The following is a 25,565-nucleotide window of genomic DNA, read 5'->3' on the forward strand; positions in this document are numbered from 1 at the left end:
CACACCATGCCGGAACCGGCCGTCCCGCCCACCCCGCCGGTCCGGCTGTCCGCGCTGCTGGCCCGCGAGGACCTGGGCCTGCGGCAGGTCGCCGGCCCGGACGACCCCGACCGGGTGGTCCACTGGGTGCACACCTCGGAGATGGCCGACCCGTTCCCGTACCTGCTCGGCGGGGAGCTGCTGCTCTCGGCCGGTGTGCACATCCCGCAGGGCGCCGGACCGGGCTACTTCGACGGGTACGTGTCCCGGATCGTGGCCGCGGGCGGCGCGGCGCTGGGCTTCGGCGTGGCACCGGTGCACGACACCGTGCCGGACGCGCTGGCCGCGGCCTGCGCTCGGCACCGCCTGCCGTTGCTGGAGGTGCCGCCGCGCACCACCTTCTCGGGTGTGGCCCGCGCGGTGTGGCAGCTGATGGCCCGGGCGCGCCTGGCGGAACTGCGCCGGGTCGCCGACGCCCAGCAGCGCCTCGCCTCCGCCGCCTCCCGCCCCGATCCGGTCCCCTCGGTCCTGCGGCAGCTCGCCCGGCGGCTGGCCGGATGGGCCGTGCTCTACGGACCGGACGGCGCGCGGCTCGCGGCGGCCGGCCGGGAACCCGCCGCCGAGGTGCGCGACGCCCTGGCGGCCCTGGCGGGCGTGGTGCGTCCGCCCGGTGAGGCGGCCGGACGCCCCGGGCCCGCCTCCGCCGCCGACACCACCGCCGCCCTCCACCTCGCCGCGTACGCGCTCGGCGCCGGGCACGGCTTCGTCCTCGGGGTGGCGGCCCCGGCCCGCGACCCGGGCGACCACACCATCGCCTCCGTCGCCGCGGTCCTGCTGTCCCTCCTCACCGGCGAACAGCACGGCGGCACCGGCGCCGCCCGGTCCGCCGCGCTGGTGCGGCTGCTGCTGGGCGCGCCGCCCGAGGAGGTCGCCCCGCTGCTCGGCGACGGGGAGTGGGTCGTCGTGCACGCCCGGCCGGACGGGGACGGCCCCCCGGGACCCGTCGCCGCCTCCGCGCTGGGCGCCGCGCTCGGCTCCGCCCTGGTCGACCCGGCGGGCGACGCCGTGCGCGTCCTGGTGCCGGCCGGACGCGTCCCGGCCCCGCTGCCCGGCTGGACCCTGGGCGTCAGCGCTCCGGTCGCCCCGGCCGACTGGGCCGCCGCCGACACCCAGGCGGCCCGCGCCCTGGCCCGGGCCCGGGCCACCCGCGTCCCACTGCTCCGGCACGCCCCGCGCCCCACCCTGGCCGACCTGGTCCCGCCCGGTGAGGCGGCGGCCCACGCCCGCGCGCTCCTCGCCCCGGTCACGGCCCACCCCGCGCTCACCGAGACCCTGCGCACCTGGCTGTCCCTGCACGGCAGCTGGGACCGCACGGCCGTGGCCCTGTCCGTGCACCGCAACACCGTCCGCCAGCGCGTCGCCCGCTGCGCGAGCCTGCTGGAGACCGACCTCGACGACCCGGACGTCCGCATGGAGCTGTGGTTCGCGCTGCGGCGGCTCTGAGTACCCGCCCCCGTCCCGGACCGCGCCCGCCCTGAGTACGTGACGCACGTCCCAGCGCGCGATACGCCAGGGACGCCCACCTGGGGCTGCCCCACAATGGGAGCCATGCCGATAACCGGGACCCCCAGCCGCGCCGAACTCGTCGACCACCTCGTACGGACGCGCATCGCCGGCGACGTCGCCACCCCGCGCGAGAACAACCTCTCCCACTACCGCAAGCTGGCGAACGGCGACCGCCACTACTGGCTCGGCCTGGAGCTCGGCGACCGCTGGACCGACGAGCAGGACGTCCTAGCGGTGATGGCGGAGCGCGTCGGCGTGAACGACGACCCCGGGCACCGCTACGGCCAGGACACGATCGACCCCGAGCTGACGGTCTCGGGCCTGGAACGGCTCGCCGCCCGCCTGCGCAAGGCGGCCGACGGCGGCCAGCGCGTCCTGTTCGCCACCGGCCACCCGGGCGGCCTGCTCGACGTCCACCGCGCGACCGCGGCGGCGCTGCGCGCGGCAGGCTGCGAGATCGTCGTCATCCCCGACGGGCTGACGACGGAGGAGGGCTACGTCATGCAGTTCGCGGACGTGGCGGTCCTGGAGCACGGCGCGACCCTGTGGCACACCCACTCGGGCGAACCGATGAAGGCGATCCTGACGGCCCTGGAGCGCGAGGGCCGCCCGCTGCCCGACCTGGTCGTCGCCGACCACGGCTGGGCGGGCTACGCCGGTCAGCACGGCGTCGACTCCGTCGGCTACGCCGACTGCAACGACCCGGCGCTGTTCCTGGCGGAGGCCGAGGGCACCGTGCAGGTGACGGTCCCCCTGGACGACCACGTGGTGAGCCCCCGCCACTACGACCCGATGACGGCCTACCTCCTCTCGGAGGCGGGTCTGGGCTAGGGCCTGGTGCGGCGAGAGTGCGTGCATGGCGTCGCGAGGCAGGAGGGAATCGTCAGACAGGCCCTACGCCCCGGAGCGGCCACTCGGCGGGCGGGGAACGGGGGCCGCACCTGCGACCGCGTGACCCGGACCTGCCGGGCCGGGCCCTTGGCCGACCTGCCGCCGGACCCCTCGCCGACCCGGCGCGGGGGCCCGTCCAATCTCGGCGCGGGCGGCCCGGCCGAGGTCAGTCCCGGGCACGGGGGACCCGCACGACGCCCTCCTGGATGACCGACACGGCGAGCCGGCCGTCCTGCGTGTAGATGCGGGCCTGGCCGAGGCCGCGCCCGCCGGAGGCCGAGGGCGACTCCTGGTCGTACAGCAGCCATTCGTCGGCGCGGAACGGCCGGTGGAACCACATGGCGTGGTCGAGGGAGGCCCCGACGACGTCGCCGACCGCCCAGCCGCCGCGGCCGTGCGCGAGCAGGACCGAGTCGAGCAGGGTCATGTCGGAGACGTAGGTGGCGAGCACGATGTGCAGCAGGGCGTTGTCGACGGGCCCGTCGAGCTTGCCGTTGGTGCGGAACCACACCTGGGAGTGCGGCTCGCGCGGCTCCCCGAACCGGCCGTAGGGCGGTTCCTCGACGTAGCGCAGGTCGATGGCCTCGCGTGCGGCCAGGAAGTGCGCGACGACCCCGGGATCGAGGTGGTCGTAGCCGCGGAACCGCTCCTGCGAGGTGGGCAGCGACGCCGGGTCCGGGGCGGGCGGCATGGGCGCCTGGTGGTCCATGCCCTCCTCGTGCTCCTGGAAGGACGCGGACAGCGAGAAGATCGGCCGGCCGTGCTGGACCGCGACGACCCGGCGGGTGGTGAACGACCGGCCGTCGCGGATGCGCTCGACGTCGTAGACGATGGGCGCGCCCGGGTCGCCCATGCGCAGGAAGTACGCGTGCAGCGAGTGGGGCGGCCGGTCCGCCGGGACCGTCCGCCCGGCGGCGACGAGCGCCTGGGCCGCGACCTGGCCGCCGAAGACCCGGGGGACCACGGCGGACCGGGACCGGCCGCGGAAGATGTTCTCCTCGATCTGCTCGAGGTCGAGCAGATCGAGGAGATCCTGAAGTGCCTGGCTCATGAAGTCGGTGGTATCGGCCCGCGGTTGCCGGGGCCTTACAGGCCCATGTCCTTGGCGATGATCGTCTTCATGATCTCGCTGGTGCCGCCGTAGATGCGGTTGACGCGGTTGTCCGCGTACAGGCGGGCGATCGGGTACTCGTTCATGTAGCCGTAGCCGCCGTGCAGCTGCAGGCAGCGGTCGATGACGCGGTGGGCGACCTCGGTGCAGAACAGCTTCGCGGAGGCGGCCTCGGCGGGGGTCAGCTCACCGGCGTCCAGCGCCTCGGTCGCGCGGTCGGCGACGGCCTCGGCGGCGTCCACCTCGGCCTGGCAGGCGGCCAGTTCGAACTTGGTGTTCTGGAAGTGCGCGACGGGCTTGCCGAAGACCGTGCGCTCCTGCACGTACTGCTTGGCGAACCGGACCGCGGCCTTGGCCTGGGCGTAGGCGCCGAAGGCGATGCCCCAGCGCTCGGAGGCCAGGTTGTGGCCGAGGTAGTAGAAGCCCTTGTTCTCCTCGCCGAGGAGGTCCTCGACCGGCACCTTGACGTCGACGAACGCCAGCTCGGCGGTGTCGGAGGTCTTCAGGCCGAGCTTGTCGAGCTTGCGGCCGACGGAGTAGCCCTCGGACTTGGTGTCCACGGCGAACAGGGAGATGCCGTGGCGGCGGTCCTCGGCCGTGGGCGCGGAGGTGCGGGCGCACACGATCACGCGGTCGGCGTGCACGCCGCCGGTGATGAAGGTCTTGGCGCCGTTGAGGACGTAGTGCGTGCCGTCCTCGCTCAGCTTGGCGGTGGACTTCATGCCCGCGAGGTCGGAACCGGTGCCCGGCTCCGTCATCGCGATGGCCCACATCTCCTCGCCGGTGACGAACTTCGGCAGGTACCGCTTCTTCTGCTCGTCCGTCGCCAGCATCTTGATGTACGGCAGGGCGAGCAGCACGTGCACGCCGGAACCGCCGAACTGGACACCGGCGCGGGCGGTCTCCTCGTACAGCACGGCCTCGAACTTGTGCGAGTCGAGACCGGCGCCGCCGAACTCCTCCGGCACGTTGATGCCGAAGACGCCCAGCTCACCGAGCTTGTAGTAGAAGTCGCGGGGCGCCTGGCCCGCCGCGAACCACTCGTCGTAGACGGGCACGACCTCGGCCTCGATGAAGGCGCGAAGGGTCTCCCGGAACGCCTCGTGATCCTCGTTGAACACCGTACGGCGCACGCCGCCACCTCCACGACTATGTCTAAGCGCTTGCTCAGTCAAAGATACCGACGAGTATCCGGACGCGTCCAGGGTGGGAAGGGGGTAACGCTCGTCACGCCGGGGCGGAAGTTGAGGGGCTGAAGGATTGCCGGGGGCCGAGGGATTGCCGGGGGCCGAGGGGCGCAGCCCAGCCGGAGACGCAGCCTGCAGGGGCGAAGCCACCGCCGGGACGCGGGGGCGGAACCCCCGCCGGGACGCGGGGCGACGCCACCGCCGGGACGCGGGACGAAGCCACCGCCGAGACGCGGGACGGAACCCCCGCCGAGACCCGGGGCGAAGCCACCGCCGAGACCCGGGGCGAAGCCGCGGGGACGACTTGGGCATCTCGGCCAGCTGCTCCGGGCGGGCGGTGAGCGAGCACCCGAGGGTCCGCGACGGAGCCCCGGGGCGGTCCGGGCCTCTTGCCCGACACCTCCGGGCGGGCAAGCAAGCCCTCGGGGAGGGGCAGGGGGCGGAACCCCGCCGGGCACGGCGTGGAGCCCCGGGACGGACGACTCGGCCTGTCGGCCGACACCTCCGGGCGGGCAAGCCCTCGGGTGCAGGGGGCGGATCCCCCGCCGGGGTGCGGGGCGGAGCCGCGAGGTGGGTCGGGTCTTCTTGTCCGAGGGCTACGGGCGGGTGGGCGTAGCCACGGGGTCCGGGCGGCCCGGGCGGAAGCCCTAGTCACCCGCCGCCGCGAACGCCCCCCGGGCCATCCTGTGCAACAACTCCGCCGTCGCCCCCCGCCCGGGCAGCACCCCGCCCCTGCCCAGATGCGGCGTCGAGTTCAGCAGCCCGAACACCGAGTGCACGGCCGACCGTGCCGCCGGCTCCCCCAGCCCCGGGTACACCTCCCGCACGACCCCGACCCACAGCTCCACGTACTGCCGCTGCAGCTGCCGGACCATCTTCCGGTCGCTGTCCCGGAGGCGATCCAGCTCCCGGTCGTGCAGGGTGATCAGAGGCCGGTCGTCGAGCGCGAAGTCGATGTGCCCCTCGATCAGCGAGTCCAGCAGTCCCTCCGCCCCACCCCCGTCCGCCTCCGCCACCCTCCGCTTCGCCCCGGTCAGCAACTGCCCGCTGATCCCCACCAGCAGCTCCGCGAGCATCGCGTCCTTGCCCGGGAAGTGCCGGTACAGCCCGGGCCCGCTGATGCCGACCGCGGCGCCTATCTCGTCGACCCCGACCCCGTGGAAGCCTCGCTCGGCGAACAGCCGCGCGGCCTCCTTGAGGATCTGCTCGCGTCGGGTGGGGGCGTCGGTTCTGGTGGCCATGAAATCGATTCTAGACAGCGAGGTTAGCGCTCGTTAACCTGAAGGAAATGCGTTAACGCTCATTAACACGTGAGGGGACCCGCAGGATGCACGAGGCACCGGAGCTCACGAGCGCGGCCGACCCCGCGTCGGAGGCCTTTCGGGCCAACGAGGAGGCGCACCGCACCCTCGTGGAGGAGCTGCGCGCCAAGCTCGCCAGGGCCGCACAGGGCGGCGGCGAGAAGGCTCGCGCCCGCCACACGGCGCGCGGCAAGCTGCTCCCCCGCGACCGGGTGGACACCCTCCTGGACCCGGGATCACCGTTTCTGGAACTGGCCCCGCTCGCGGCCGACGGGCTGTACGAGGACCAGGCCCCGGCCGCCGGTGTCATCGCCGGCATCGGCCGGGTCAGCGGCCGCGAGACCGTGATCGTCGCCAACGACGCCACGGTCAAGGGCGGCACGTACTACCCGATGACGGTGAAGAAGCACCTGCGCGCCCAGGAGGTCGCCCTCGACAACCGGCTGCCCTGCGTCTACCTGGTGGACTCCGGCGGCGCCTTCCTGCCCATGCAGGACGAGGTCTTCCCGGACCGGGACCACTTCGGCCGGATCTTCTACAACCAGGCCCGCATGTCCGGCGCCGGCATCCCCCAGATCGCCGCCGTCCTCGGCTCGTGCACGGCCGGCGGGGCCTACGTCCCGGCGATGAGCGACGAGGCCGTGATCGTGCGCAACCAGGGCACGATCTTCCTCGGCGGCCCACCCCTGGTGAAGGCGGCCACGGGCGAGGTGGTCACGGCGGAGGAACTCGGCGGCGGCGAGGTGCACTCCCGCGTCTCGGGCGTCACGGACCACCTCGCGGAGAACGACGCGCACGCGCTGCGCATCGTCCGCACGATCGTCTCCACCCTCCCGGCCCGGGGCCCCCTCCCCTGGGAGGTCACCGAGCCCGTCGAGCCCAAGATCGACCCGCACGGCCTCTACGGGGCGGTCCCGGTCGACCCGCGCACCCCGTACGACGTGCGCGAGATCATCGCCCGGGTCGTCGACGGCTCCCGGTTCGCCGAGTTCAAGTCCGAGTTCGGCCAGACGCTGGTCACCGGCTTCGCCCGGATCCACGGCCACCCCGTGGGCATCGTCGCCAACAACGGCATCCTGTTCGCCGAGTCCGCCCAGAAGGGCGCCCACTTCATCGAGCTGTGCGACCAGCGCGGCATCCCGCTGGTGTTCCTGCAGAACATCTCGGGCTTCATGGTCGGCAAGGACTACGAGGCGGGCGGCATCGCCAAGCACGGCGCCAAGATGGTCACGGCCGTGGCGTGCACGCGCGTACCGAAGCTCACGGTCGTGGTCGGCGGCTCGTACGGCGCGGGCAACTACTCGATGTGCGGCCGGGCGTACTCCCCCCGCTTCCTGTGGATGTGGCCGAACGCCAAGATCTCGGTCATGGGCGGCGAGCAGGCCGCCTCGGTCCTCGCCACGGTCAAGCGCGACCAGCTGGAGGCCCGCGGCGAGTCCTGGCCGGCGGAGGAGGAGGACGCCTTCAAGGCCCCGATCCGCGCCCAGTACGAGCGCCAGGGCAGCGCCTACTACGCGACGGCCCGCCTGTGGGACGACGGTGTGATCGACCCGCTGGACACCCGTCAGGTCCTGGGCCTGGCCCTGACCGCCTGCGCCAACGCGCCCCTGGGTGACCCCCAGTTCGGCGTCTTCCGGATGTGAGGGGACGGACGACGATGTTCGAGACAGTGCTGGTGGCCAACCGTGGCGAGATCGCCGTACGCGTCATCCGGACGCTGCGGTCGATGGGCGTGCGCTCGGTGGCCGTCTTCTCCGACGCGGACGCCGACGCCCGGCACGTCCGCGAGGCGGACACGGCGGTGCGGATCGGCCCGGCCCCCGCCTCCGAGAGCTACCTGTCGGTGGAGCGCCTGCTGGAGGCGGCCGCCCGTACCGGCGCCCAGGCGGTCCACCCGGGTTACGGCTTCCTGGCGGAGAACGCCGGCTTCGCGCGGGCCTGCACCGAGGCGGGCCTGGTCTTCATCGGACCCCCGGCGGACGCGATCGCGCTGATGGGCGACAAGATCCGCGCCAAGGAGACGGTCCGCGAGGCCGGCGTGCCGGTCGTCCCGGGCGGCCGGGACCCGGAGCTGGCCGAGGCGGCCCGCGAGCTGGGCGCGCCGGTGCTGCTGAAGCCCAGCGCGGGCGGCGGCGGCAAGGGCATGCGCCTGGTGCGGGACCTGACCCGCCTGGAGGACGAGATCGCCTCGGCCCGCCGCGAGGCGCGGGCCTCCTTCGGGGACGACACGCTCCTGGTGGAGCGCTGGATCGACCGGCCCCGCCACATCGAGATCCAGGTCCTCGCCGACGGTCACGGCGACGTGGTCCACCTCGGTGAGCGCGAGTGCTCCCTGCAGCGCCGCCACCAGAAGATCATCGAGGAGGCGCCGAGCGTCCTGCTCGACGAGGAGACGCGTGCCGCGATGGGCGAGGCGGCGGTCCAGGCGGCCCGCTCCTGCGGCTACCGGGGCGCGGGCACGGTGGAGTTCATCGTTCCGGGCACCGACCCGTCGTCGTACTACTTCATGGAGATGAACACCCGCCTGCAGGTGGAGCACCCGGTCACCGAACTGGTCACGGGCCTGGACCTGGTCGAGTGGCAACTGCGGGTCGCGGCCGGCGAGCCCCTCGGCTTCACCCAGCAGGACGTACGGCTGACCGGTCACGCGGTGGAGGCCCGCATCTGCGCCGAGGACCCGGCCCGCGGCTTCCTGCCCTCCGGTGGCACGGTGCTCAGGCTGCGCGAGCCGCAGGGCGACGGGGTGCGCACCGATTCGGGCCTGACGGAGGGCACGGAGGTCGGCAGTCTCTACGACCCGATGCTCTCCAAGGTCATCGCCTACGGCCCCGACCGGGCGACGGCCCTGCGCAGGCTGCGCGCGGCCCTGGCCGAGACGGTCACGCTCGGCGTGCAGACCAACGCCGGTTTCCTGCGCCGCCTGCTGGCCCACCCGGCGGTGGTGTCCGGTGACATGGACACGGGCCTGGTCGAGCGCGAGGTGGAGCACCTGGTCCCCACGGAGGTGCCCGAGGAGGTGTACGAGGCGGCGGCGGCCGTGCGCCTGGAGGCTCTGAAGCCCGAGCCGGGCGGCTGGACGGACCCCTTCTCCGTCCCCAGCGGCTGGCGCATGGGCGGGGCCCGCAAGCCGCCCGCCTTCCACGTGAAGGTGCAGGAGCCCCTGGAGTACACCCCACGCGGCACGGCGGCCGTCAGCGACGACCGGGTCGCGGTGACCCTGGACGGCGTCCGGCACACCTTCCACCGCGCCGCGGACTGGCTCGGCCGGGACGGTGACGCCTGGCACGTCCGCGACCACGACCCGGTGGCCGCGTCCCTCACCCGGGCGGCCCACGGGGGCGCCGACTCGCTGACCGCGCCGATGCCCGGCACGGTGACAGTGGTGAAGGTGGCCGTCGGGGACGAGGTGAGCGCCGGCCAGAGCCTGCTGGTGGTGGAGGCGATGAAGATGGAGCACGTCATCTCCGCCCCGCACGCCGGCACGGTCGCCGAACTGGACGTCTCGCCGGGCACCACGGTCGCCATGGACCAGGTCCTGGCGGTCATCGCACCCCACGAGGAGGCGGCGGAATGACGGCACCGGGACTCCCGATGGCCGTGCCGGCCCGGGACCTGCCCACCCGGGTACGCATCCACGAGGTGGGCGCGCGCGACGGCCTGCAGAACGAGAAGGGCACGGTCCCCACGGAGGTCAAGGCGGAGTTCATCCGCCGCCTGGCCGACGCCGGCCTGACCACCGTCGAGGCGACGAGCTTCGTCCACCCCAAGTGGGTCCCCCAACTGGCGGACGCCGAGGCGCTGTTCCCGATGGTCGCCGATCTCCCGGTGGAGCTCCCGGTCCTGGTGCCGAACGAACGCGGCCTGGACCGCGCCCTGACCCTGGGCGCCCGGCGGGTCGCCGTCTTCGCCAGCGCCACGGAGTCCTTCGCCAAGGCCAACCTCAACCGCACGGTGGACGAGGCCCTGGCGATGTTCGAGCCGGTGGTGAGCCGGGCGAAGTCCGAGGACGTGCACGTCCGCGGCTACCTCTCCATGTGCTTCGGCGACCCGTGGGAGGGCGAGGTCCCCGTCCCGCAGGTGGTGAAGGTCTGCCGCGCCCTGCTGGACATGGGCTGCGACGAACTGAGCCTGGGCGACACCATCGGCGTCGCCACCCCCGGTCATGTCGTCGCGCTCCTCGCCGCCCTGGACGAGGCCGGGGTGCCGCCGTCCGCCCTCGGCGTGCACTTCCACGACACCTACGGCCAGGCCCTCGCCAACACGCTCGCGGCGCTCCAGCAGGGCGTCACGACGGTCGACGCCTCGGCGGGCGGCCTGGGCGGCTGCCCGTACGCGAAGTCGGCGACGGGCAACCTCGCCACCGAAGACCTCGTGTGGATGCTGAAGGGCCTCGGCATCGACACCGGAATCGACCTCGGCCGCCTCGTCGCCACGAGCACGTGGATGGCCGCCCGACTGGGCCGACCGAGCCCCTCCCGCACCGTCCGAGCTCTGTCCCACGAGGGCACCGAGGAGCAGTGATCACCATGGACTACCGTCTCTCCCCCGAACTGGAGGAACTCCGCCGCACGGTCGAGGAGTTCGCCCACGAGGTGGTGGCGCCGAAGATCGGCGACTTCTACGAGCGGCACGAGTTCCCGTACGAGATCGTGCGGGAGATGGGCCGCATGGGGCTGTTCGGGCTGCCCTTCCCGGAGGAGTACGGCGGCATGGGCGGTGACTACCTGGCCCTCGGCGTGGCCCTGGAGGAGCTGGCCCGGGTCGACTCCTCGATCGCCATCACCCTGGAGGCGGGTGTCTCGCTCGGCGCGATGCCGATCCACCTGTACGGCACCGAGGCCCAGAAGCAGCAGTGGCTCCCCCGCCTGTGCTCGGGCGAGATCCTGGGCGCGTTCGGCCTGACGGAGCCGGACGGCGGCAGCGACGCGGGGGCGACCCGGACGACGGCCCGGCTGGACGAGTCGACGAACGAGTGGATCATCAACGGCACCAAGTGCTTCATCACCAACTCGGGCACGGACATCACCGGCCTGGTGACGGTCACGGCCGTCACGGGCCGCAAGCCGGACGGCCGGCCGCAGATCTCGTCGATCATCGTCCCCTCGGGCACGCCCGGCTTCACGGTCGCGGCCCCGTACTCCAAGGTCGGCTGGAACGCCTCGGACACCCGCGAGCTGTCCTTCGCGGACGTCCGCGTCCCGGCGGAGAACCTGCTGGGCGAGGAGGGCCGCGGCTACGCCCAGTTCCTGCGCATCCTCGACGAGGGCCGCGTGGCCATCGCGGCCCTGGCGACTGGCCTGGCCCAGGGCTGCGTCGACGAGTCGGTCAAGTACGCCAAGGAACGCCACGCGTTCGGCAGGCCGATCGGATCGAACCAGGCGATCCAGTTCAAGATCGCGGACATGGAGATGAAGGCCCACACGGCCCGCCTGGCCTGGCGGGACGCGGCGGTCCGCCTGGTGACCGGCGCCTCCTTCAAGAAGGAGGCGGCCCTGGCCAAGCTCCACTCCTCCACGGTCGCGGTGGACAACGCCCGGGAGGCCACCCAGATCCACGGCGGCTACGGCTTCATGAACGAGTACCCGGTCGCCCGCATGTGGCGCGACTCCAAGATCCTGGAGATCGGCGAGGGCACGAGCGAGGTCCAGCGCATGCTGATCGCGCGGGAGTTGGGGCTGGTCGGCTGACGCCGGGAGCACCCGACCGAGGCGGCCGGCCGGCGGGCGCAGTGATCCGGATCACTGCGCCCGCCGGCATTCCCGCCCCACCCCCGGGCACACACCCCAGGGCCCCCCTGGACACCGACCGAGGTTAGGCTAACCTAAGCCTGATTTCAGCCAAGCGGCTGTCGGCCGTGCCCGCAGTGGCTCCGTACGCACGAAAGCAGACCCAGTCATGTCGAACGCCAGAACCGCCCGTCTCTCCCGTCGCGGCCTGCTCGCCGCCGGTGGTGCCCTCGGGCTCGGCGCCCTCGTGACCGCGTGTGGCGGCGAGGACTCCAAGGACGGCGGCTCCGACGCGAAGGGCGCCGCCGCGTCCGGCCCCTGGTCGTTCAAGGACGACCGCGGCACGACCGTGAAGCTCGACAAGGCCCCCGCGAACATCGTCGCCTTCACCGGTGTCGCCGCCGCCCTGTACGACTACGGCGTCGAGGTCAAGGGTGTCTTCGGCCCCACGAAGACCAAGGACGGCAAGGCTGACGTCCAGGCCGGCGACATGGACGTCAGCAAGCTGACGATCCTCGGCAACACCTGGGACCAGTTCAACGTCGAGAAGTACGCGGCCCTCGCCCCCGACGTGCTGATCTCCACCATGTTCGACGACGCCGGCACCCTCTGGTACGTCCCGGAGGCCTCCAAGGACAAGATCGCCAAGCTCGCCCCGAGCGTCGGCATCTCCGTCTACGACCGTCAGATCACCGCCCCGCTGCAGCGGATGTGGGAGCTGGCCGAGTCCCTGGGCGGCGACATGAAGGCCGCGAAGGCCACGGAGGCGAAGAAGCGCTTCGAGGCGGCCTCCGAGCGGCTGCGCAAGGCCGCCAAGGCCCACCCCGACATCAAGGTCATGGCGGGCTCCGCCAGCCAGGAGCTGTTCTACGTCTCCGGCACCAACCTCTCCGTCGACCTGGAGTACTTCAAGGCGCTCGGCGTGAACTTCATCGAGCCGCCGGAGAAGGCCAAGGCCCAGGGCGGCGGCTGGTTCGAGAGCCTCAGCTGGGAGAACGTCGACAAGTACCAGGCCGACATCATCATGATGGACGACCGCAGTTCGGCCATCCAGCCGGCCGACATCACCGAGGCGACGTGGAAGAGGCTGCCCGCGGTCAAGGCCGGTCAGGTGGTCCCGCGTTCGGCCGAGCCCATCCTGTCCTACGGCAAGTGCGCGCCGCTCGTGGAGAACCTCGCCAAGGCCATCGAGACGGCGAAGAAGGTCGGCTGAACGCCTCACGCCGTGGGAGCTGCGTGCGAACGGCGACCGCGGGCCGCCCCCGGCTCGTCGCGCAGTTCGTCGCGCAGCTCCCCGCGCCCCTGACAGGGCGCCACCCCACCGCTCGACGGCACCTCAGGAGCTGCAGATGACCACCGCCGTGGCCGCCCCGTTCCGGTTCTTCTCCCTCCAGGTCGTGCGGACGAGGCGGCTCGGCCCGTCCCTGGCCCGGGTCACCTTCGCGGGGCCCGATCTGCACGCCTTCCACTCCGACGGCCGTGACCAGTCGCTCTCCCTGTTCCTGCCGCACCCGGGGCAGCCCGAGCCGGTCGTGCCGCTGGAGCTGGGGGACGGCTGGTGGCAGGGCTGGCGCGAACTGCCGGACGACGTCAGAGCGGTGATGCGGTCGTACACGCTGCGCGCGCTGCGCCGGGACCCGGACGAGATCGACGTCGACTTCGTCCTGCACGGCGTCGGGCCGGGCGCCCACGGCGAGGCCGGTCCCGCCGCCCGCTGGGCGGCCCGGGCCGCCGCGGGCGACCGGGTGCTGCTGCTGGGGCCGGCCGTCGCCGACAACCGGGCGATCCGCTTCCGGCCCCCCGCGGACAGCGACCTCGTCGTCGTGTGGGCCGACGAGACCGCCGTGCCGGCGGCCTCGGCCGTCGTCGAGTCGCTGCCGGCCGGCACCCGCGCCCGGGTCTGGCTGGAGGTGCCCCACGCCGGGGACGTCCAGGACCTGGCGACCGAGGCCGACGCCGAGATCACCTGGCTGGTGCGCGCCGAAGGGGCGTCCACCGCCCTGGAAGCCGTCCGTGCGGCCCGGTTCGGGTCCGCCGAGCGGCCCTACGTCTGGCTCGCCGGTGAGGCGGGGTGCGTGAAGGAGCTGCGGCGGCACTTCGTGGCGGAGCGCGGTGTCGACCGCCGCCGGGTCACGTTCGTCGGCTACTGGCGCCGGGGCCTCAGCGAGGAGCAGCTGCGCGCCGAGAGCTAGGCAGGGGCGTCCTGCGGGCCGGCCGGGTGGTCCGAGTGATCACGATCACGGAAGATCCCCACCCCTCCTCCCCTGCAGGAACTTAGGTTAGGCTAACCTAAGTTGAACCCGCGGTTCAGCCCGCCCCCGTTCCACCCCGGACTGTCCCCACCGGAGGACCCGCACATGCGCTCGCACCTGCTCAACGACACCACCGCGGAGCAGTACCGCCGCTCCGTGACCGACGGAGTCGAGCGGGTGGCCGCCAAACTCGCCGCCACCGACCGGCCGTTCACCGGTGTGACCGTCGACGCCCTCGCGCCGCGCATCGACGGGATCGACCTCGACCAGCCGCTGCACGACACCGCCGCGGTGCTCGACGAGCTGGAGGAGGTCTACCTCCGGGACGCGGTCTACTTCCACCACCCCCGCTACCTGGCCCACCTCAATTGCCCGGTCGTCATCCCGGCCGTACTCGGCGAGGCCGTCCTGTCCGCCGTCAACTCCTCCCTCGACACCTGGGACCAGTCGGCCGGCGGCACCCTCATCGAGCGCAAGCTCATCGACTGGACCAACGCCCGCATCGGCCTCGGCGAGAACGCCGACGGCGTGTTCACCTCCGGCGGGACCCAGTCCAACCTCCAGGCGCTGCTGCTGGCCCGGGAGGAGGCCAAGACCGAGACGTTCGCGAAACTGCGCATCTTCGCCTCCGAGGTCAGCCACTTCAGCGTGAAGAAGTCCGCCAAGCTCCTCGGGCTCGGGCAGGACGCGGTGGTCTCCATACCCGTCGACCACGACAAGCGCATGCAGACCGTCGCCCTCGCCCGCGAGCTGGAGCGCTGCACGGAGGCCGGCCTCGTCCCCATGGCCGTCGTCGCCACCGCCGGCACCACCGACTTCGGCTCCATCGACCCGCTGCCCGAGATCGCCGAGCTGTGCGAGCAGTTCGGCACCTGGATGCACGTCGACGCCGCCTACGGTTGCGGACTGCTCGCCTCCCTCAAGCACCGGGACCGCCTGGCCGGCATCGAGCGCGCCGACTCCGTCACGGTCGACTACCACAAGTCCTTCTTCCAGCCGGTGAGTTCGTCCGCCGTGCTGGTCCGGGACGCCGCCACGCTCCGGCACGCCACCTACCACGCCGAGTACCTGAACCCGCGCCGCATGGTGCAGGAACGTATCCCCAACCAGGTGGACAAGTCCCTGCAGACCACGCGCCGCTTCGACGCCCTGAAGCTGTGGATGACCCTGCGCACCATGGGCGCCGACGGCATCGGGCAGCTCTTCGACGAGGTGTGCGAACTGGCCCGTGAGGGCTGGCGGCTGCTCGCCGCGGACCCCCGCTTCGACGTCGTCGTCGAACCGAGCCTGTCCACCCTGGTCTTCCGCTACATCCCGGCGGCCGTCACCGACCCGGCCGAGATCGACCGCGCCAACCTCTACGCCCGCAAGGCCCTGTTCGCCTCCGGTGACGCCGTCGTCGCGGGCACCAAGGTCGGCAGCCGCCACTACCTGAAGTTCACCCTGCTGAACCCCGAGACGACGGTGTCCGACATCGCCGCCGTCCTCGACCTGATCGCCGGCCACGCCGAGCAGTACCTGGGAGAGTCCCTTGACCGCGCGTCCTGACAACCGAACCAGTACCCACGACTTCGTGGGGATCGGGCTCGGCCCCTTCAACCTCGGCCTGGCCTGCCTCACGGAGCCCATCGAGGAACTCGACGGCGTCTTCCTGGAGGCCAAGCCCGACTTCGAGTGGCACGCCGGCATGTTCCTGGACGGCGCCCACCTCCAGACCCCGTTCATGTCGGACCTGGTCACCCTCGCCGACCCCACGTCCCCGTACTCCTTCCTCAACTACCTGAAGGAGAAGGGCCGGCTGTACTCGTTCTACATCCGGGAGAACTTCTACCCGCTGCGCGTCGAGTACGACGACTACTGCCGCTGGGCCGCGGGCAAGCTCAGCAGCATCCGCTTCGGCACCACCGTCACCGAGGTGACGTTCGAGGACGACCTGTACGTGGTGCACACCGCCGGCGGCGACACCTACCGCGCCCGGCACCTCGTGCTCGGCACCGGCACCCCGCCCCACATCCCCGAGGCGTGCCGGGGCCTGGGCGGCGACTTCATCCACAACTCCCGCTACCTGCACCACAAGGCGGAGCTGCAGAAGAAGGAGTCGATCACCCTGGTCGGCTCGGGCCAGTCGGCCGCCGAGATCTACCAGGACCTGCTCAGCGAGATCGACGTACACGGCTACCGGCTCAACTGGGTCACCCGCTCCCCCCGCTTCTTCCCGCTGGAGTACACCAAGCTCACGCTGGAGATGACGTCACCGGAGTACGTCGACTACTTCCGCGAGCTGCCCGAGGCGACCCGCTACCGCCTCACGGCCGAGCAGAAGGGCCTGTTCAAGGGCATCGACGGCGACCTGATCAACGAGATCTTCGACCTGCTCTACCAGAAGAACCTCACCGGCCCCGTCCCCACCCGGCTGCTCACCAACTCCTCGCTGAACAGCGCCCGCTACGACGACGGCACCTACACCCTCGGCTTCCGGCAGGAGGAGCAGGGCAAGGACTTCGAGCTGGTCTCCGACGGCCTGATCCTCGCCACGGGCTACAGGTACACCGAGCCGGAGTTCCTGGCGCCGGTCAGGGACCGCCTCGTCTACGACTCGCAGGGCAACTTCGACGTGGCGCGCAACTACGCCGTCGACGTCACCGGCCGGGGCGTGTTCCTGCAGAACGCCGGCGTCCACACGCACAGCATCACCAGCCCCGACCTGGGCATGGGGCCGTACCGGAACGCGTACATCATCCGCGAGCTGCTCGGCTCCGAGTACTACCCGGTGGAGAAGACGATCGCGTTCCAGGAGTTCGCCGTATGACCGGCAGCACCGGCGTGGGCCGGCTCACCGTCCGTCCGCTGGATCCCCTGAAGGACGCCGAGGTCCTGCACTCCTGGGTCACCCACCCCAAGGCGGCCTACTGGATGATGCAGGACGCGAAGCTCCAGGACGTCGAGCGCGAGTACATGCGCATCGCGGCCCACGAGCACCACGACGCCTACCTCGGCCTGCACGAGGGCAGGCCCGCGTTCCTCATGGAGACGTACGACCCCCGGTACGTGGAGCTGGTCGGGCTGTACGAGCCGCAGCCCGGCGACGTCGGCATGCACTTCCTGGTCGCGCCGACCGACCGGCCGATCCACGGCTTCACCCGGGCCGTCATCACGACCGTGATGGAGGAGCTGTTCGCCGACCCGCGCACCCGGCGGGTCGTGGTGGAGCCCGACGTCGGCAACAAGGCCGTACACGCGCTCAACGAGGCCGTCGGCTTCGTCGCCGAGCGCGAGATCGACAAGCCGGAGAAGCGCGCGCTGCTGAGCTTCTGCACGCGTGAACAGTTCCTGGCCGCCCGAGGAGTAGCCGTATGACCCTGTCCGACGCCGTGGCGCACCTGTCCCCCCACCGCTGGGCGCGGGCCAACCGCCTTCTGATCCGCAAGGCGCTCGCCGAGTTCACCCACGAGCGCCTCCTGACCCCCGAGGCCGACGGCGAGGGCCGGTACACCGTCCGCAGCGACGACGGGCTGACCCGGTACACCTTCAGCGCGGTGATCCGCGCCCTCGACCACTGGCAGGTCGACGCCGAGTCGATCACCCGCCACCGGGACGGCGCCGACGTCCCGCTGTCCGCGCTGGACTTCTTCATCGAGATGCAGAAGTCCCTGGGCCTGAGCGACGAGATCCTGCCGGTCTACCTGGAGGAGATCTCCTCCACCCTCTCCGGCACCTGCTACAAGCTCACCAAACCGGCCGTGCCGGCGGCCGAGCTGGCGCGCGCCGACTTCCAGACCATCGAGACCTCGATGACCGAGGGCCACCCCTGCTTCGTCGCCAACAACGGGCGCCTCGGCTTCGGCATCCACGAGTACCTGTCGTACGCGCCGGAGACGGCGAGCCCCGTGCGCCTGGTCTGGCTGGCCGCGCACCGGTCGCGGGCCGCGTTCACGGCCGGGGTCGGCGTCGAGTACGAGTCGTTCCTGCGCGAGGAACTGGGCGGCGAGACCGTCGAGCGCTTCCACGCCGTGCTGCGCGAGCAGGACCTGGACCCGGCCGACTACCTGTTCATCCCGGTCCACCCCTGGCAGTGGTGGAACAAGCTCTCCGTCACCTTCGCCGCCGAGGTCGCCCGGCGGAACCTGGTGTGCCTGGGCGTGGGCGACGACGAGTACCTGGCCCAGCAGTCCATCCGGACCTTCTTCAACCGGACCAGCCCCGCGAAGCACTACGTCAAGACGGCCCTGTCCGTCATCAACATGGGCTTCATGCGCGGCCTGTCGGCGGCCTACATGGAGGCCACCCCCGCCATCAACGACTGGCTGGCCCAGCTCATCGAGAACGACCCGGTGCTGCGGTCGACCGGCCTGTCGATCATCCGGGAGCGGGCCGCCGTCGGCTACCGGCACCTGGAGTACGAGCAGGCGACCGACCGGTACTCGCCCTACCGCAAGATGCTCGCCGCGCTGTGGCGGGAGAGCCCGGTGGCGTCGCTGCGGGAAGGCGAGTCGCTGGCCACGATGGCGTCCCTGGTGCACGTCGACGACCAGGGCGCGTCGGTCGCGGGCGCGCTCATCGAGCAGTCGGGCCTCACCCCGGTGGAATGGCTGCGCCGCTACCTCCGGGCCTACTACACCCCGCTGCTGCACAGCTTCTACGCCTACGACCTGGTCTACATGCCGCACGGCGAGAACGTCATCCTGGTGCTGAAGGACGGGGTGGTGCAGCGGGCGGTCTACAAGGACATCGCCGAGGAGATCGCGGTCATGGACGTCGACGCGGTGCTGCCGCCGGCGGTCGAACGGCTGCGCGTGGACGTCCCCGAGGACACGAAGCTGCTGTCGATCTTCACGGACGTCTTCGACTGCTTCTTCCGCTTCCTGGCGGCGAACCTCGCCACCGAGGGCGTCCTCGAGGAGGACGACTTCTGGCGCACGGTCGCGGAGGTCACCCGCGCCTACCAGGAGTCCATGCCCGAACTGGCGGACAAGTTCCGGCAGTACGACATGTTCGCCCCCGAGTTCGCCCTCTCCTGCCTCAACCGCCTCCAGTTGCGCAACAACCGGCAGATGGTGGACCTCGCGGACCCGTCGGGAGCCCTCCAGCTGATCGGCACCCTGAAGAACCCGATCGCCGGCTTCTGACCCCGGACGGACGGGCACCCCGGAGTACGGTCCTCCGGGGTGCCCGTCCCGTTTCCGTGCTCAGGGCAACGGCGCCCTCCAGGGGCGCGGGGAACTGCGCGCTCAGCGCCCACCGGCCCGTGGACACGTCACTGCGCACTCCACGGCACCTGCGGGGACCGGTACCACTGGATCCCCAGCGCGTTCCACCGCTCGGCCTGCGCGGCGAGCCGCACCTTGTACCGCTCCCAGTCGTGGGAAGCCGCCGGCGACCACCCCAACTCGGCAATACCGGGCAAGCGCGGGAACGCCATGAACTCGATGTGCTCGGAGTCCTCCAGCGTCTCCGACCACATCGGTGCCTCGACGCCCTTCACCGCACCCTCCGGCACCCCCGGCAGGTAGGTCCCGGGGTCCCAGTCGTAGGACCGCTGCACCTCGACGTACCCCGCCCAGGACAGTCCCAGGGGCGTGTCCTTGGTGTACTTCATGTCGAGGTAGGCCCGGTCGGCCGGGGACAGGACGATCCCCGTCCCGTTCTGCGCGGCCTTCACGACCCGCGCCTTCTCCTCCGCCGACGTACGGTCCAGGCCCCAGTACTGCGCGAGTGCGCCCTTCGCCGGGGTCGCCCCGGTCAGCTGGTGCCAGCCGACGACGGTCTTGCCGTACTTCGCCACGATCGGCTGCACGCGGTCCATGAAGGTCACGTAGTCCTCGTGGCTGGTGGAGTGCGCCTCGTCGCCCCCGATGTGCAGGTACTTGCCGGGGGTGAGCGCGGCCAGCTCCCGGATCACGTCGTCCACGAAGTCGTAGGTGACGTCCTTGCCGACGCACAGCGAGCTGAAGCCGACCTCGGTGCCGGTGTACTGCGGCGGGGCCACGCCGTCGCAGTTCAGCTCGGCGTAGGAGGCGAGGGCGGCGTTGGTGTGGCCGGGCATGTCGATCTCGGGGACGACCTCCAGGTAGCGGGAGGCGGCGTAGCGCACGATCTCCTTGTAGTCGGCCTTGGTGTAGTGGCCGCCGGGGCCGCCGCCGACCTCCGTGGAGCCGCCGTACGTGGCCAGGCGCGGCCAGGAGTCGATGGCGATGCGCCAGCCCTGGTCGTCGCTGAGGTGCAGGTGCAGCTTGTTGATCTTGTACAGGGCGAGCTGGTCGATGTAGCGCTTGACCTGCTCCACGGTGAAGAAGTGCCGGGAGACGTCGAGCATGGCTCCGCGCCAGCCGTAGCGCGGGGTGTCGGTCACGGTGCCGCCGGCGACCGTCCAGGGGCCGGGCTGGACCGTGTCCTTCTCGACGGCCGCGGGCAGGAGCTGGCGCAGGGTCTGCACGCCGTGGAAGAGGCCCGCGGGCGTCCTGGCGCTGATCGTGACCGCCCGCGGGGAACTGCTCAGGCGGTAGCCCTCGGCGCCGAAGTCGCCGCGTGTCAGGGCCAGTCGGATGCCGCCCTCGCCGTGCGTGGTGACCGGCAGCCGGTAACCGGTGGAGGGCCGCAGGATGTCCGCGAGGTACTGCGCGACCTGCCGCGCCTCGCGCGAGCCGTCGACGCGGATGTGCGTACCACGCGTGATCCGGTACGGGGCGCCGCCGGGCGTGACCGACGCGGGCGCCGGGACGACCCGGTCGAGCGGGGTGGGAACAGCCGCCCGGGCCGGGGTGGCGCCGGTGGCGCAGACACCCACCGCGACGAGCAGCAGGGAACCGAGAAGGCGAAGCGTTCTGTGGTGCTGTCGTACGAGACCGTCTCTCACAAAACCGTCCCTTCCGTGAGCCGTTGAGCTCCAAGAGGTCTGGACCACTCTCTCGTGAGACTGGTGGAACAATCCACCCCATGGCGGAAATCATCCAGAAGGACGGCACGTGGATCTTCGACGGCGACGCCCTGCGGCTGACCCCCGGGCGGGACAAGAACGTCAGTGTCCTGCGCCGGGAACTGGGTGAACTGGTCGTCCCGGCGGCCGCGTTGGCGGGCATCTCGTTCGAGCAGGGCAGGAAGGCCGGCCGGCTGCGGCTGCGCCTGCGCGACGGTGCGGATCCACTGCTGCAGGCGACCGGCGGGCGGCTCACGGAGCCCCACGACCCCTACCAGCTCGTCGTGGAGCCCGACCGCTACGGCGTCGCCGAGTACCTCACCGACGAGGTGCGCAACGCGCTGCTGCTGGACCGGGTCCCGGCCGGCCCGGTGACCGAGTACCTGCTGCCCGGCCCGGCCGTGCCCCTGTCGGCTTCCGCCGGGGACGGCACGGCGAGCTTCGACGGCGAGCGCATACGCCTGGAGTGGAACTGGAAGACGGAGGACGCCAAGGCCGCCGCCGGGGCCCGCACGCTCGCGCTCGCCGACGTCACCGGCGTCCACTGGCAGCCCGCGGCCGGGCTGGAGAACGGCCACCTGCGCTTCACCGTGCGCAACGCGCCCACCAAGACCCCGCCCAAGTACGACCCCAACGCCGTGGAGCTGTGGGGCTTCAGGAAGGACCCGCTGATGGCCCTGGTCGCGGCGGCGGTCCAAGCCAGGCTTCCGCACCCGGCCCGGCCCGCCGGCGACCCCGTACGCGACGCGCTGCCGCAGCCGCCCTTGCCTCCGGCCGCCTCAGCCGAGGACGACCACGACGCCCTGCTGCGCCGGCTGCGTGAACTCGGGGAGCTGCACCGCGCGGGCGTGCTGACGGACGACGAGTTCGCTCTGGCCAAGCAGGCCGTCCTCAAGCGCATGTGACCGCGCCACGGGGCCCGGCGCGCCACCGCGAAGCAGGCCCTGCCCGGAATCGGGCAGAATTCTTGCGAAAGACTCGTCGGTGCCTCAGGATCATCGGGTGCACGACGAACTCGTTGATCATCTGACGCGGTCCAGCCCCCTCAGCCGGGGCGAGGCGCTGCGCGTGATCCAGGACGTGCTCGCCTACTTCGACGAGACGACCGAGGAGTACGTCCGTCGCCGCCACCGCGAGCTCCAGGCCCAGGGCCTGGTGAACGCGGCGATCTTCGAGCGGATCGAGGCGGACCTCAAGTACCGCGCGGTGGCCCCGCCGGAGCTCTCGCTCCGGCAGCTGCGGCGCATCGTCTACGGCTAGGAATACGTATACATGTGCGGAATCGTCGGTTACATCGGGAAGCGTGACGTCGCGCCCCTGCTCCTGGAGGGCCTGCAGCGCCTGGAGTACCGCGGCTACGACTCCGCGGGCATCGTCGTCACGTCCCCGAAGACGTCGGGCCTGAAGATGGTCAAGGCCAAGGGACGCGTCCGCGACCTGGAGGCCAAGGTCCCGGCCCGCTTCAAGGGCACGACCGGCATCGCCCACACCCGCTGGGCCACCCACGGCGCCCCGTCCGACGTGAACGCCCACCCGCACCTGGACGCCGCGGGCAAGGTCGCCGTCGTCCACAACGGCATCATCGACAACGCCTCCGACCTGCGCCGCAAGCTGGAGGCCGACGGCGTCGAGTTCCTCTCCGAGACCGACACCGAGGTCCTCGTCCACCTCATCGCCCGCTCGCAGGCGGAGAAGCTGGAGGACAGGGTCCGCGAGACCCTCCGGCTGATCGAGGGCACCTACGGCATCGCCGTCATGCACGCCGACTTCCCGGACCGCATCGTCGTCGCGCGCAACGGATCGCCGGTCGTCCTCGGCATCGGCGAGAAGGAGATGTTCGTCGCCTCGGACATCGCCGCCCTGGTCGCGCACACGCGGCAGATCGTCACCCTCGACGACGGCGAGATGGCCACCCTCAAGGCCGACGACTTCCGCACGTACACCACCGAGGGCACCCGCACCACCGCCGAGCCCACCACCGTCGAGTGGGAGGCCGCCTCCTACGACATGGGCGGCCACGACACCTACATGCACAAGGAGATCCACGAGCAGGCCGACGCCGTGGACCGCGTGCTGCGCGGCCGCATCGACGACCGCTTCTCCACCGTGCACCTGGGCGGCCTGAACCTGGACGCCCGCGAGGCCCGGCGCATCCGCCGCGTGAAGATCCTCGGCTGCGGCACCTCGTACCACGCGGGCATGATCGGCGCCCAGATGATCGAGGAGCTGGCCCGCATCCCGGCCGACGCCGAGCCCGCCTCGGAGTTCCGCTACCGCAACGCGGTCGTCGACCCGGACACCCTCTACGTCGCCGTCTCCCAGTCCGGTGAGACCTACGACGTGCTGGCCGCCGTGCAGGAGCTGAAGCGCAAGGGCGCCCGCGTCCTGGGCGTGGTGAACGTGGTCGGCTCGGCGATCGCCCGCGAGGCCGACGGCGGCATCTACGTGCACGCCGGCCCCGAGGTCTGCGTCGTCTCCACCAAGTGCTTCACGAACACCACGGTCGCCTTCGCCCTGCTGGCCCTGCACCTGGGCCGCACCCGTGACCTCTCGGTGCGGGACGGCAAGCGGATCATCGAGGGCCTGCGCAAGCTCCCCGCCCAGATCGCCGAGATCATGGAGCAGGAGGAGGACGTCAGGAAGCTGGCCCAGCAGTTCGCCGAGGCCCGCTCGATGCTCTTCATCGGCCGTGTCCGGGGCTACCCGGTGGCCCGCGAGGCCTCCCTGAAGCTCAAGGAGGTCTCCTACATCCACGCCGAGGCCTACCCGGCCTCCGAGCTCAAGCACGGCCCGCTGGCCCTGATCGAGCCGGCCCTGCCTACGGTCGCCATCGTCCCCGACGACGACCTGCTGGAGAAGAACCGCGCCGCCATGGAGGAGATCAAGGCCCGCAGCGGCAGGATCCTCGCGGTGGCCCACCAGCACCAGGAGAAGGCCGACGACACGATCGTCGTCCCGAAGAACGAGGACGAGCTGGACCCGATCCTCATGGGCATCCCGCTCCAGCTCCTCGCCTACCACACGGCGCTGGCCCTGGGCAGGGACATCGACAAGCCCCGCAACCTCGCCAAGTCGGTCACGGTGGAGTAGGCGACTTCCACCCGCACAGGCCGACGAAAGAGGGACGGACCCCCACGTGCCGCCGCCACGCACGGGGGGTCCGTTCTCAGCACCGGGAAGCCGCCCACTCCCCGGCCCGCGCGGCTAACCGGTGGCCGTCACTCCCCGGCCGGCAGCGCGTCGTGGAAGTGCCGTCGGCCAGTGCGCCAACGCGGCGGTCGCCGCGTACCACGCCACCGCGCCCGCGGCGACGGCGAACCAGCCCCCGACCTTCGCGAGCCCGTCGTTCCCCGCGAACGCGGCGACCGCGAGCAGCACCAGGGCCACGAAGAACAGGCCGTACACGCCCCGTCCGAGCTGGTCCCCGCCCGCGAGCGTGAGGGACAGCGCCGCGAGGGCGAACAGCAGCAGGAACAGCCCCGCCTCCTCGGCGGCGGCGACGTCGGTCACGGCCCAGGTGAACCACAGCGCCCCGAGCACGGAGAACGCCGTACCGCCGGCGGCATCACCCTCACGGAATGCCACCATGCCGGCGACGAAGAGCGCTACCCCGCCCACGTACTGGGCGATTGACGAGGCGTCAGCGGGCGAGACGCCGTCGAGCACGGCGGTGTACCCCAGGCCGAAGGCCAACAGGGTGATTCCGAGGGCGAGTCGACCGGCCGCGGTCGTGATTCCGCTTCCCGCGGAGACGTCTTCGTCCATGGCGGGCTCCCTTCGCGCAGGTGCAGTGGTGCGATGTCCCGTATATGCCCTTCACAAGGGCACAAACACCTCTGCGCGCGGGAAAAATCACGCGTGGCACAAGGGAGTTGGACTGCTGAGGGATTCAGGGGATGACGATGACGGGCCGCTGCGCCCGCTTGGCGAGCCGCCCCGCGACGGACCCGAAGATCCGCCCGACGATGCCGTGGGTCGACCCGACGACGATCGCGTCGGCCTCGTACTCCCGGCCGACCTCCTCGAGCTCGTGGCAGATGTCACCACCGCGCTCGACCAGGATCCAGGGCACCTCGGCGAGGTAGTCCGCGCACGCCAGCTCCAGACCGAGCACCTCGGTCCGGTGGTCCGGCACGTCCACGAAGACGGGCGGCTCGCAGCCCGCCCACACCGTGGTCGGCAGCCGGTTGGCGACGTGGACGATGATCAGGCCCGACCCGGAGCGACGGGCCATGCCGATCGCGTAGGCCAGGGCGCGCTCGCTGGACGTGGAGCCGTCGAAGCCGACGACGACCCCGTGCTGGAAAGCGGGATCGCACGAACGGCGTGACTCTTCCGCCGCCAGGGGCTCGGCCGCCGTGGGATCGGCGACGGGCCGCTTGCGGTCCGCGGGTTCGAAGAATTCGTGACCGGCCATGGCTGTCTCGGCGTCGTGATCCTTTATGGGTGGGACAACAGGGTGCGGCGGAGCTGTGTCCGGGAATGGTCTTCCCAACCCCATACCCCCAAGGGTACGGCGGCACGCTTCTTCGGCCCAGCTCCCGCCCGTCGTGCGTGCGGGTTCCAGGGAGCATGCACGAGGCGACGCCCGTAACGCAATGGTTGCTGCCCTGTACAGGCGGTTTGCACAGGATTCACT

Annotated in this window: 21 protein-coding genes; 15 read left to right on the forward strand and 6 right to left on the reverse strand. The window is 71.7% G+C overall.

Annotated elements, in window-relative coordinates:
* Window positions 1-6: 6 nt before the first annotated feature.
* Both Q5694_RS15240 and Q5694_RS15245 read left to right on the forward strand, forming a co-directional pair.
* A complete protein-coding gene (locus Q5694_RS15240; RefSeq protein WP_333933478.1) occupies window positions 7-1,482 on the forward strand; it encodes a PucR family transcriptional regulator in 1,476 nt (491 codons plus the stop codon).
* 105 nt (window positions 1,483-1,587) lie between these two features.
* Entirely contained in the window at window positions 1,588-2,376 is a 789-nt protein-coding gene (locus Q5694_RS15245) for a phosphatase (RefSeq protein ID WP_333933479.1), read from the forward strand.
* 226 nt (window positions 2,377-2,602) lie between these two features.
* Here Q5694_RS15245 and Q5694_RS15250 read toward each other — a convergent pair whose 3' ends face one another.
* The 3 genes from Q5694_RS15250 to Q5694_RS15260 form a co-directional block, all read right to left on the reverse strand.
* Window positions 2,603-3,487 carry an acyl-CoA thioesterase gene (locus Q5694_RS15250; protein ID WP_333933480.1) on the reverse strand — a complete coding sequence of 295 codons (885 nt, stop codon included), beginning with the start codon at window positions 3,485-3,487 and terminating at the stop codon, window positions 2,603-2,605.
* 35 nt (window positions 3,488-3,522) lie between these two features.
* Entirely contained in the window at window positions 3,523-4,680 is a 1,158-nt protein-coding gene (locus Q5694_RS15255; RefSeq protein ID WP_333933481.1) for an acyl-CoA dehydrogenase family protein, read from the reverse strand.
* A 701-nt stretch (window positions 4,681-5,381) separates the two neighbouring features.
* On the reverse strand, window positions 5,382-5,975 hold the full coding sequence (locus tag Q5694_RS15260; RefSeq protein WP_333933482.1) for an SACE_7040 family transcriptional regulator: 594 nt from the start codon (window positions 5,973-5,975) through the stop codon (window positions 5,382-5,384).
* 86 nt (window positions 5,976-6,061) lie between these two features.
* Here Q5694_RS15260 and Q5694_RS15265 point away from each other — a divergent pair, with 86 nt between their 5' ends.
* From Q5694_RS15265 to Q5694_RS15310, 10 genes are all read left to right on the forward strand, one after another.
* Entirely contained in the window at window positions 6,062-7,678 is a 1,617-nt protein-coding gene (locus Q5694_RS15265) for a carboxyl transferase domain-containing protein (RefSeq protein WP_333933483.1), read from the forward strand.
* A gap of 14 nt (window positions 7,679-7,692) precedes the next feature.
* On the forward strand, window positions 7,693-9,609 hold the full coding sequence (locus tag Q5694_RS15270) for an acetyl/propionyl/methylcrotonyl-CoA carboxylase subunit alpha (RefSeq protein WP_333933484.1): 1,917 nt from the start codon (window positions 7,693-7,695) through the stop codon (window positions 9,607-9,609).
* A complete protein-coding gene (locus Q5694_RS15275) occupies window positions 9,606-10,556 on the forward strand; it encodes a hydroxymethylglutaryl-CoA lyase (protein ID WP_333933485.1) in 951 nt (316 codons plus the stop codon). The genes Q5694_RS15270 and Q5694_RS15275 overlap by 4 nt, the downstream gene beginning before the upstream one ends.
* Before the next feature lie 5 nt (window positions 10,557-10,561).
* Window positions 10,562-11,722: an acyl-CoA dehydrogenase family protein gene (locus tag Q5694_RS15280; protein ID WP_333933486.1), complete on the forward strand. Its 1,161-nt coding sequence runs from the start codon at window positions 10,562-10,564 to the stop codon at window positions 11,720-11,722.
* A gap of 208 nt (window positions 11,723-11,930) precedes the next feature.
* Window positions 11,931-12,974 carry an ABC transporter substrate-binding protein gene (locus Q5694_RS15285; RefSeq protein WP_333933487.1) on the forward strand — a complete coding sequence of 348 codons (1,044 nt, stop codon included), beginning with the start codon at window positions 11,931-11,933 and terminating at the stop codon, window positions 12,972-12,974.
* 136 nt (window positions 12,975-13,110) lie between these two features.
* On the forward strand, window positions 13,111-13,953 hold the full coding sequence (locus tag Q5694_RS15290) for a siderophore-interacting protein (RefSeq protein WP_333933488.1): 843 nt from the start codon (window positions 13,111-13,113) through the stop codon (window positions 13,951-13,953).
* 165 nt (window positions 13,954-14,118) lie between these two features.
* A complete protein-coding gene (desA, locus tag Q5694_RS15295) occupies window positions 14,119-15,561 on the forward strand; it encodes a lysine decarboxylase DesA (RefSeq protein WP_333933489.1) in 1,443 nt (480 codons plus the stop codon).
* Window positions 15,545-16,822: a lysine N(6)-hydroxylase/L-ornithine N(5)-oxygenase family protein gene (locus tag Q5694_RS15300; RefSeq protein WP_333933490.1), complete on the forward strand. Its 1,278-nt coding sequence runs from the start codon at window positions 15,545-15,547 to the stop codon at window positions 16,820-16,822. The genes desA and Q5694_RS15300 overlap by 17 nt, the downstream gene beginning before the upstream one ends.
* Complete coding sequence (locus Q5694_RS15305) at window positions 16,819-17,370, forward strand: GNAT family N-acetyltransferase (protein ID WP_333933492.1); 552 nt, start codon at window positions 16,819-16,821, stop codon at window positions 17,368-17,370. Before Q5694_RS15300 ends, Q5694_RS15305 begins: the two co-directional genes overlap by 4 nt.
* Window positions 17,367-19,139, forward strand: coding sequence for an IucA/IucC family protein (locus Q5694_RS15310; RefSeq protein WP_333933493.1), 1,773 nt, complete (start codon window positions 17,367-17,369; stop codon window positions 19,137-19,139). The genes Q5694_RS15305 and Q5694_RS15310 overlap by 4 nt, the downstream gene beginning before the upstream one ends.
* A gap of 128 nt (window positions 19,140-19,267) precedes the next feature.
* Here Q5694_RS15310 and Q5694_RS15315 read toward each other — a convergent pair whose 3' ends face one another.
* On the reverse strand, window positions 19,268-20,866 hold the full coding sequence (locus Q5694_RS15315) for a beta-N-acetylhexosaminidase (RefSeq protein WP_333933494.1): 1,599 nt from the start codon (window positions 20,864-20,866) through the stop codon (window positions 19,268-19,270).
* A gap of 80 nt (window positions 20,867-20,946) precedes the next feature.
* Between Q5694_RS15315 and Q5694_RS15320 the strand changes: the two genes are divergently transcribed.
* The 3 genes from Q5694_RS15320 (at window position 20,947) to glmS (ending at window position 24,016) form a co-directional block, all read left to right on the forward strand.
* Window positions 20,947-21,831, forward strand: a complete 885-nt coding sequence (locus Q5694_RS15320) for a DUF4429 domain-containing protein (protein WP_333933495.1) — start codon at window positions 20,947-20,949, stop codon at window positions 21,829-21,831.
* Between the two features lie 97 nt (window positions 21,832-21,928).
* Window positions 21,929-22,186 carry a hypothetical protein gene (locus Q5694_RS15325; protein ID WP_030241288.1) on the forward strand — a complete coding sequence of 86 codons (258 nt, stop codon included), beginning with the start codon at window positions 21,929-21,931 and terminating at the stop codon, window positions 22,184-22,186.
* 12 nt (window positions 22,187-22,198) lie between these two features.
* Window positions 22,199-24,016: a glutamine--fructose-6-phosphate transaminase (isomerizing) gene (glmS, locus tag Q5694_RS15330; protein ID WP_333933496.1), complete on the forward strand. Its 1,818-nt coding sequence runs from the start codon at window positions 22,199-22,201 to the stop codon at window positions 24,014-24,016.
* A 114-nt stretch (window positions 24,017-24,130) separates the two neighbouring features.
* Here glmS and Q5694_RS15335 read toward each other — a convergent pair whose 3' ends face one another.
* Both Q5694_RS15335 and Q5694_RS15340 read right to left on the reverse strand, forming a co-directional pair.
* Window positions 24,131-24,691 (reverse strand): GPR1/FUN34/YaaH family transporter, encoded by a 561-nt coding sequence (locus Q5694_RS15335; RefSeq protein ID WP_333933497.1) that lies wholly within the window; start codon window positions 24,689-24,691, stop codon window positions 24,131-24,133.
* A 124-nt stretch (window positions 24,692-24,815) separates the two neighbouring features.
* Window positions 24,816-25,343 (reverse strand): universal stress protein, encoded by a 528-nt coding sequence (locus Q5694_RS15340; RefSeq protein ID WP_333933498.1) that lies wholly within the window; start codon window positions 25,341-25,343, stop codon window positions 24,816-24,818.
* Window positions 25,344-25,565 lie beyond the last annotated feature (222 nt).

It is taken from the genome of Streptomyces sp. AHA2 (genome assembly GCF_036857595.1).
Lineage (GTDB): Bacteria > Actinomycetota > Actinomycetes > Streptomycetales > Streptomycetaceae > Streptomyces.

Excerpts from the sequence above, each read along its gene's own strand:
- Q5694_RS15240 (WP_333933478.1), top strand. The coding sequence starts at position 7 with ATGCCGGAACCGGCCGTCCCGCCCACCCCGCCGGTCCGGCTGTCCGCG.
- Q5694_RS15245 (WP_333933479.1), top strand. The coding sequence starts at position 1,588 with ATGCCGATAACCGGGACCCCCAGCCGCGCCGAACTCGTCGACCACCTC.
- Q5694_RS15250 (WP_333933480.1), bottom strand. The coding sequence starts at position 3,487 with ATGAGCCAGGCACTTCAGGATCTCCTCGATCTGCTCGACCTCGAGCAG.
- Q5694_RS15260 (WP_333933482.1), bottom strand. The coding sequence starts at position 5,975 with ATGGCCACCAGAACCGACGCCCCCACCCGACGCGAGCAGATCCTCAAG.
- Q5694_RS15265 (WP_333933483.1), top strand. The coding sequence starts at position 6,062 with ATGCACGAGGCACCGGAGCTCACGAGCGCGGCCGACCCCGCGTCGGAG.
- Q5694_RS15270 (WP_333933484.1), top strand. The coding sequence starts at position 7,693 with ATGTTCGAGACAGTGCTGGTGGCCAACCGTGGCGAGATCGCCGTACGC.
- Q5694_RS15275 (WP_333933485.1), top strand. The coding sequence starts at position 9,606 with ATGACGGCACCGGGACTCCCGATGGCCGTGCCGGCCCGGGACCTGCCC.
- Q5694_RS15280 (WP_333933486.1), top strand. The coding sequence starts at position 10,562 with ATGGACTACCGTCTCTCCCCCGAACTGGAGGAACTCCGCCGCACGGTC.
- Q5694_RS15285 (WP_333933487.1), top strand. The coding sequence starts at position 11,931 with ATGTCGAACGCCAGAACCGCCCGTCTCTCCCGTCGCGGCCTGCTCGCC.
- Q5694_RS15290 (WP_333933488.1), top strand. The coding sequence starts at position 13,111 with ATGACCACCGCCGTGGCCGCCCCGTTCCGGTTCTTCTCCCTCCAGGTC.
- desA (WP_333933489.1), top strand. The coding sequence starts at position 14,119 with ATGCGCTCGCACCTGCTCAACGACACCACCGCGGAGCAGTACCGCCGC.
- Q5694_RS15305 (WP_333933492.1), top strand. The coding sequence starts at position 16,819 with ATGACCGGCAGCACCGGCGTGGGCCGGCTCACCGTCCGTCCGCTGGAT.
- Q5694_RS15310 (WP_333933493.1), top strand. The coding sequence starts at position 17,367 with ATGACCCTGTCCGACGCCGTGGCGCACCTGTCCCCCCACCGCTGGGCG.
- Q5694_RS15320 (WP_333933495.1), top strand. The coding sequence starts at position 20,947 with ATGGCGGAAATCATCCAGAAGGACGGCACGTGGATCTTCGACGGCGAC.
- glmS (WP_333933496.1), top strand. The coding sequence starts at position 22,199 with ATGTGCGGAATCGTCGGTTACATCGGGAAGCGTGACGTCGCGCCCCTG.
- Q5694_RS15335 (WP_333933497.1), bottom strand. The coding sequence starts at position 24,691 with ATGGACGAAGACGTCTCCGCGGGAAGCGGAATCACGACCGCGGCCGGT.
- Q5694_RS15340 (WP_333933498.1), bottom strand. The coding sequence starts at position 25,343 with ATGGCCGGTCACGAATTCTTCGAACCCGCGGACCGCAAGCGGCCCGTC.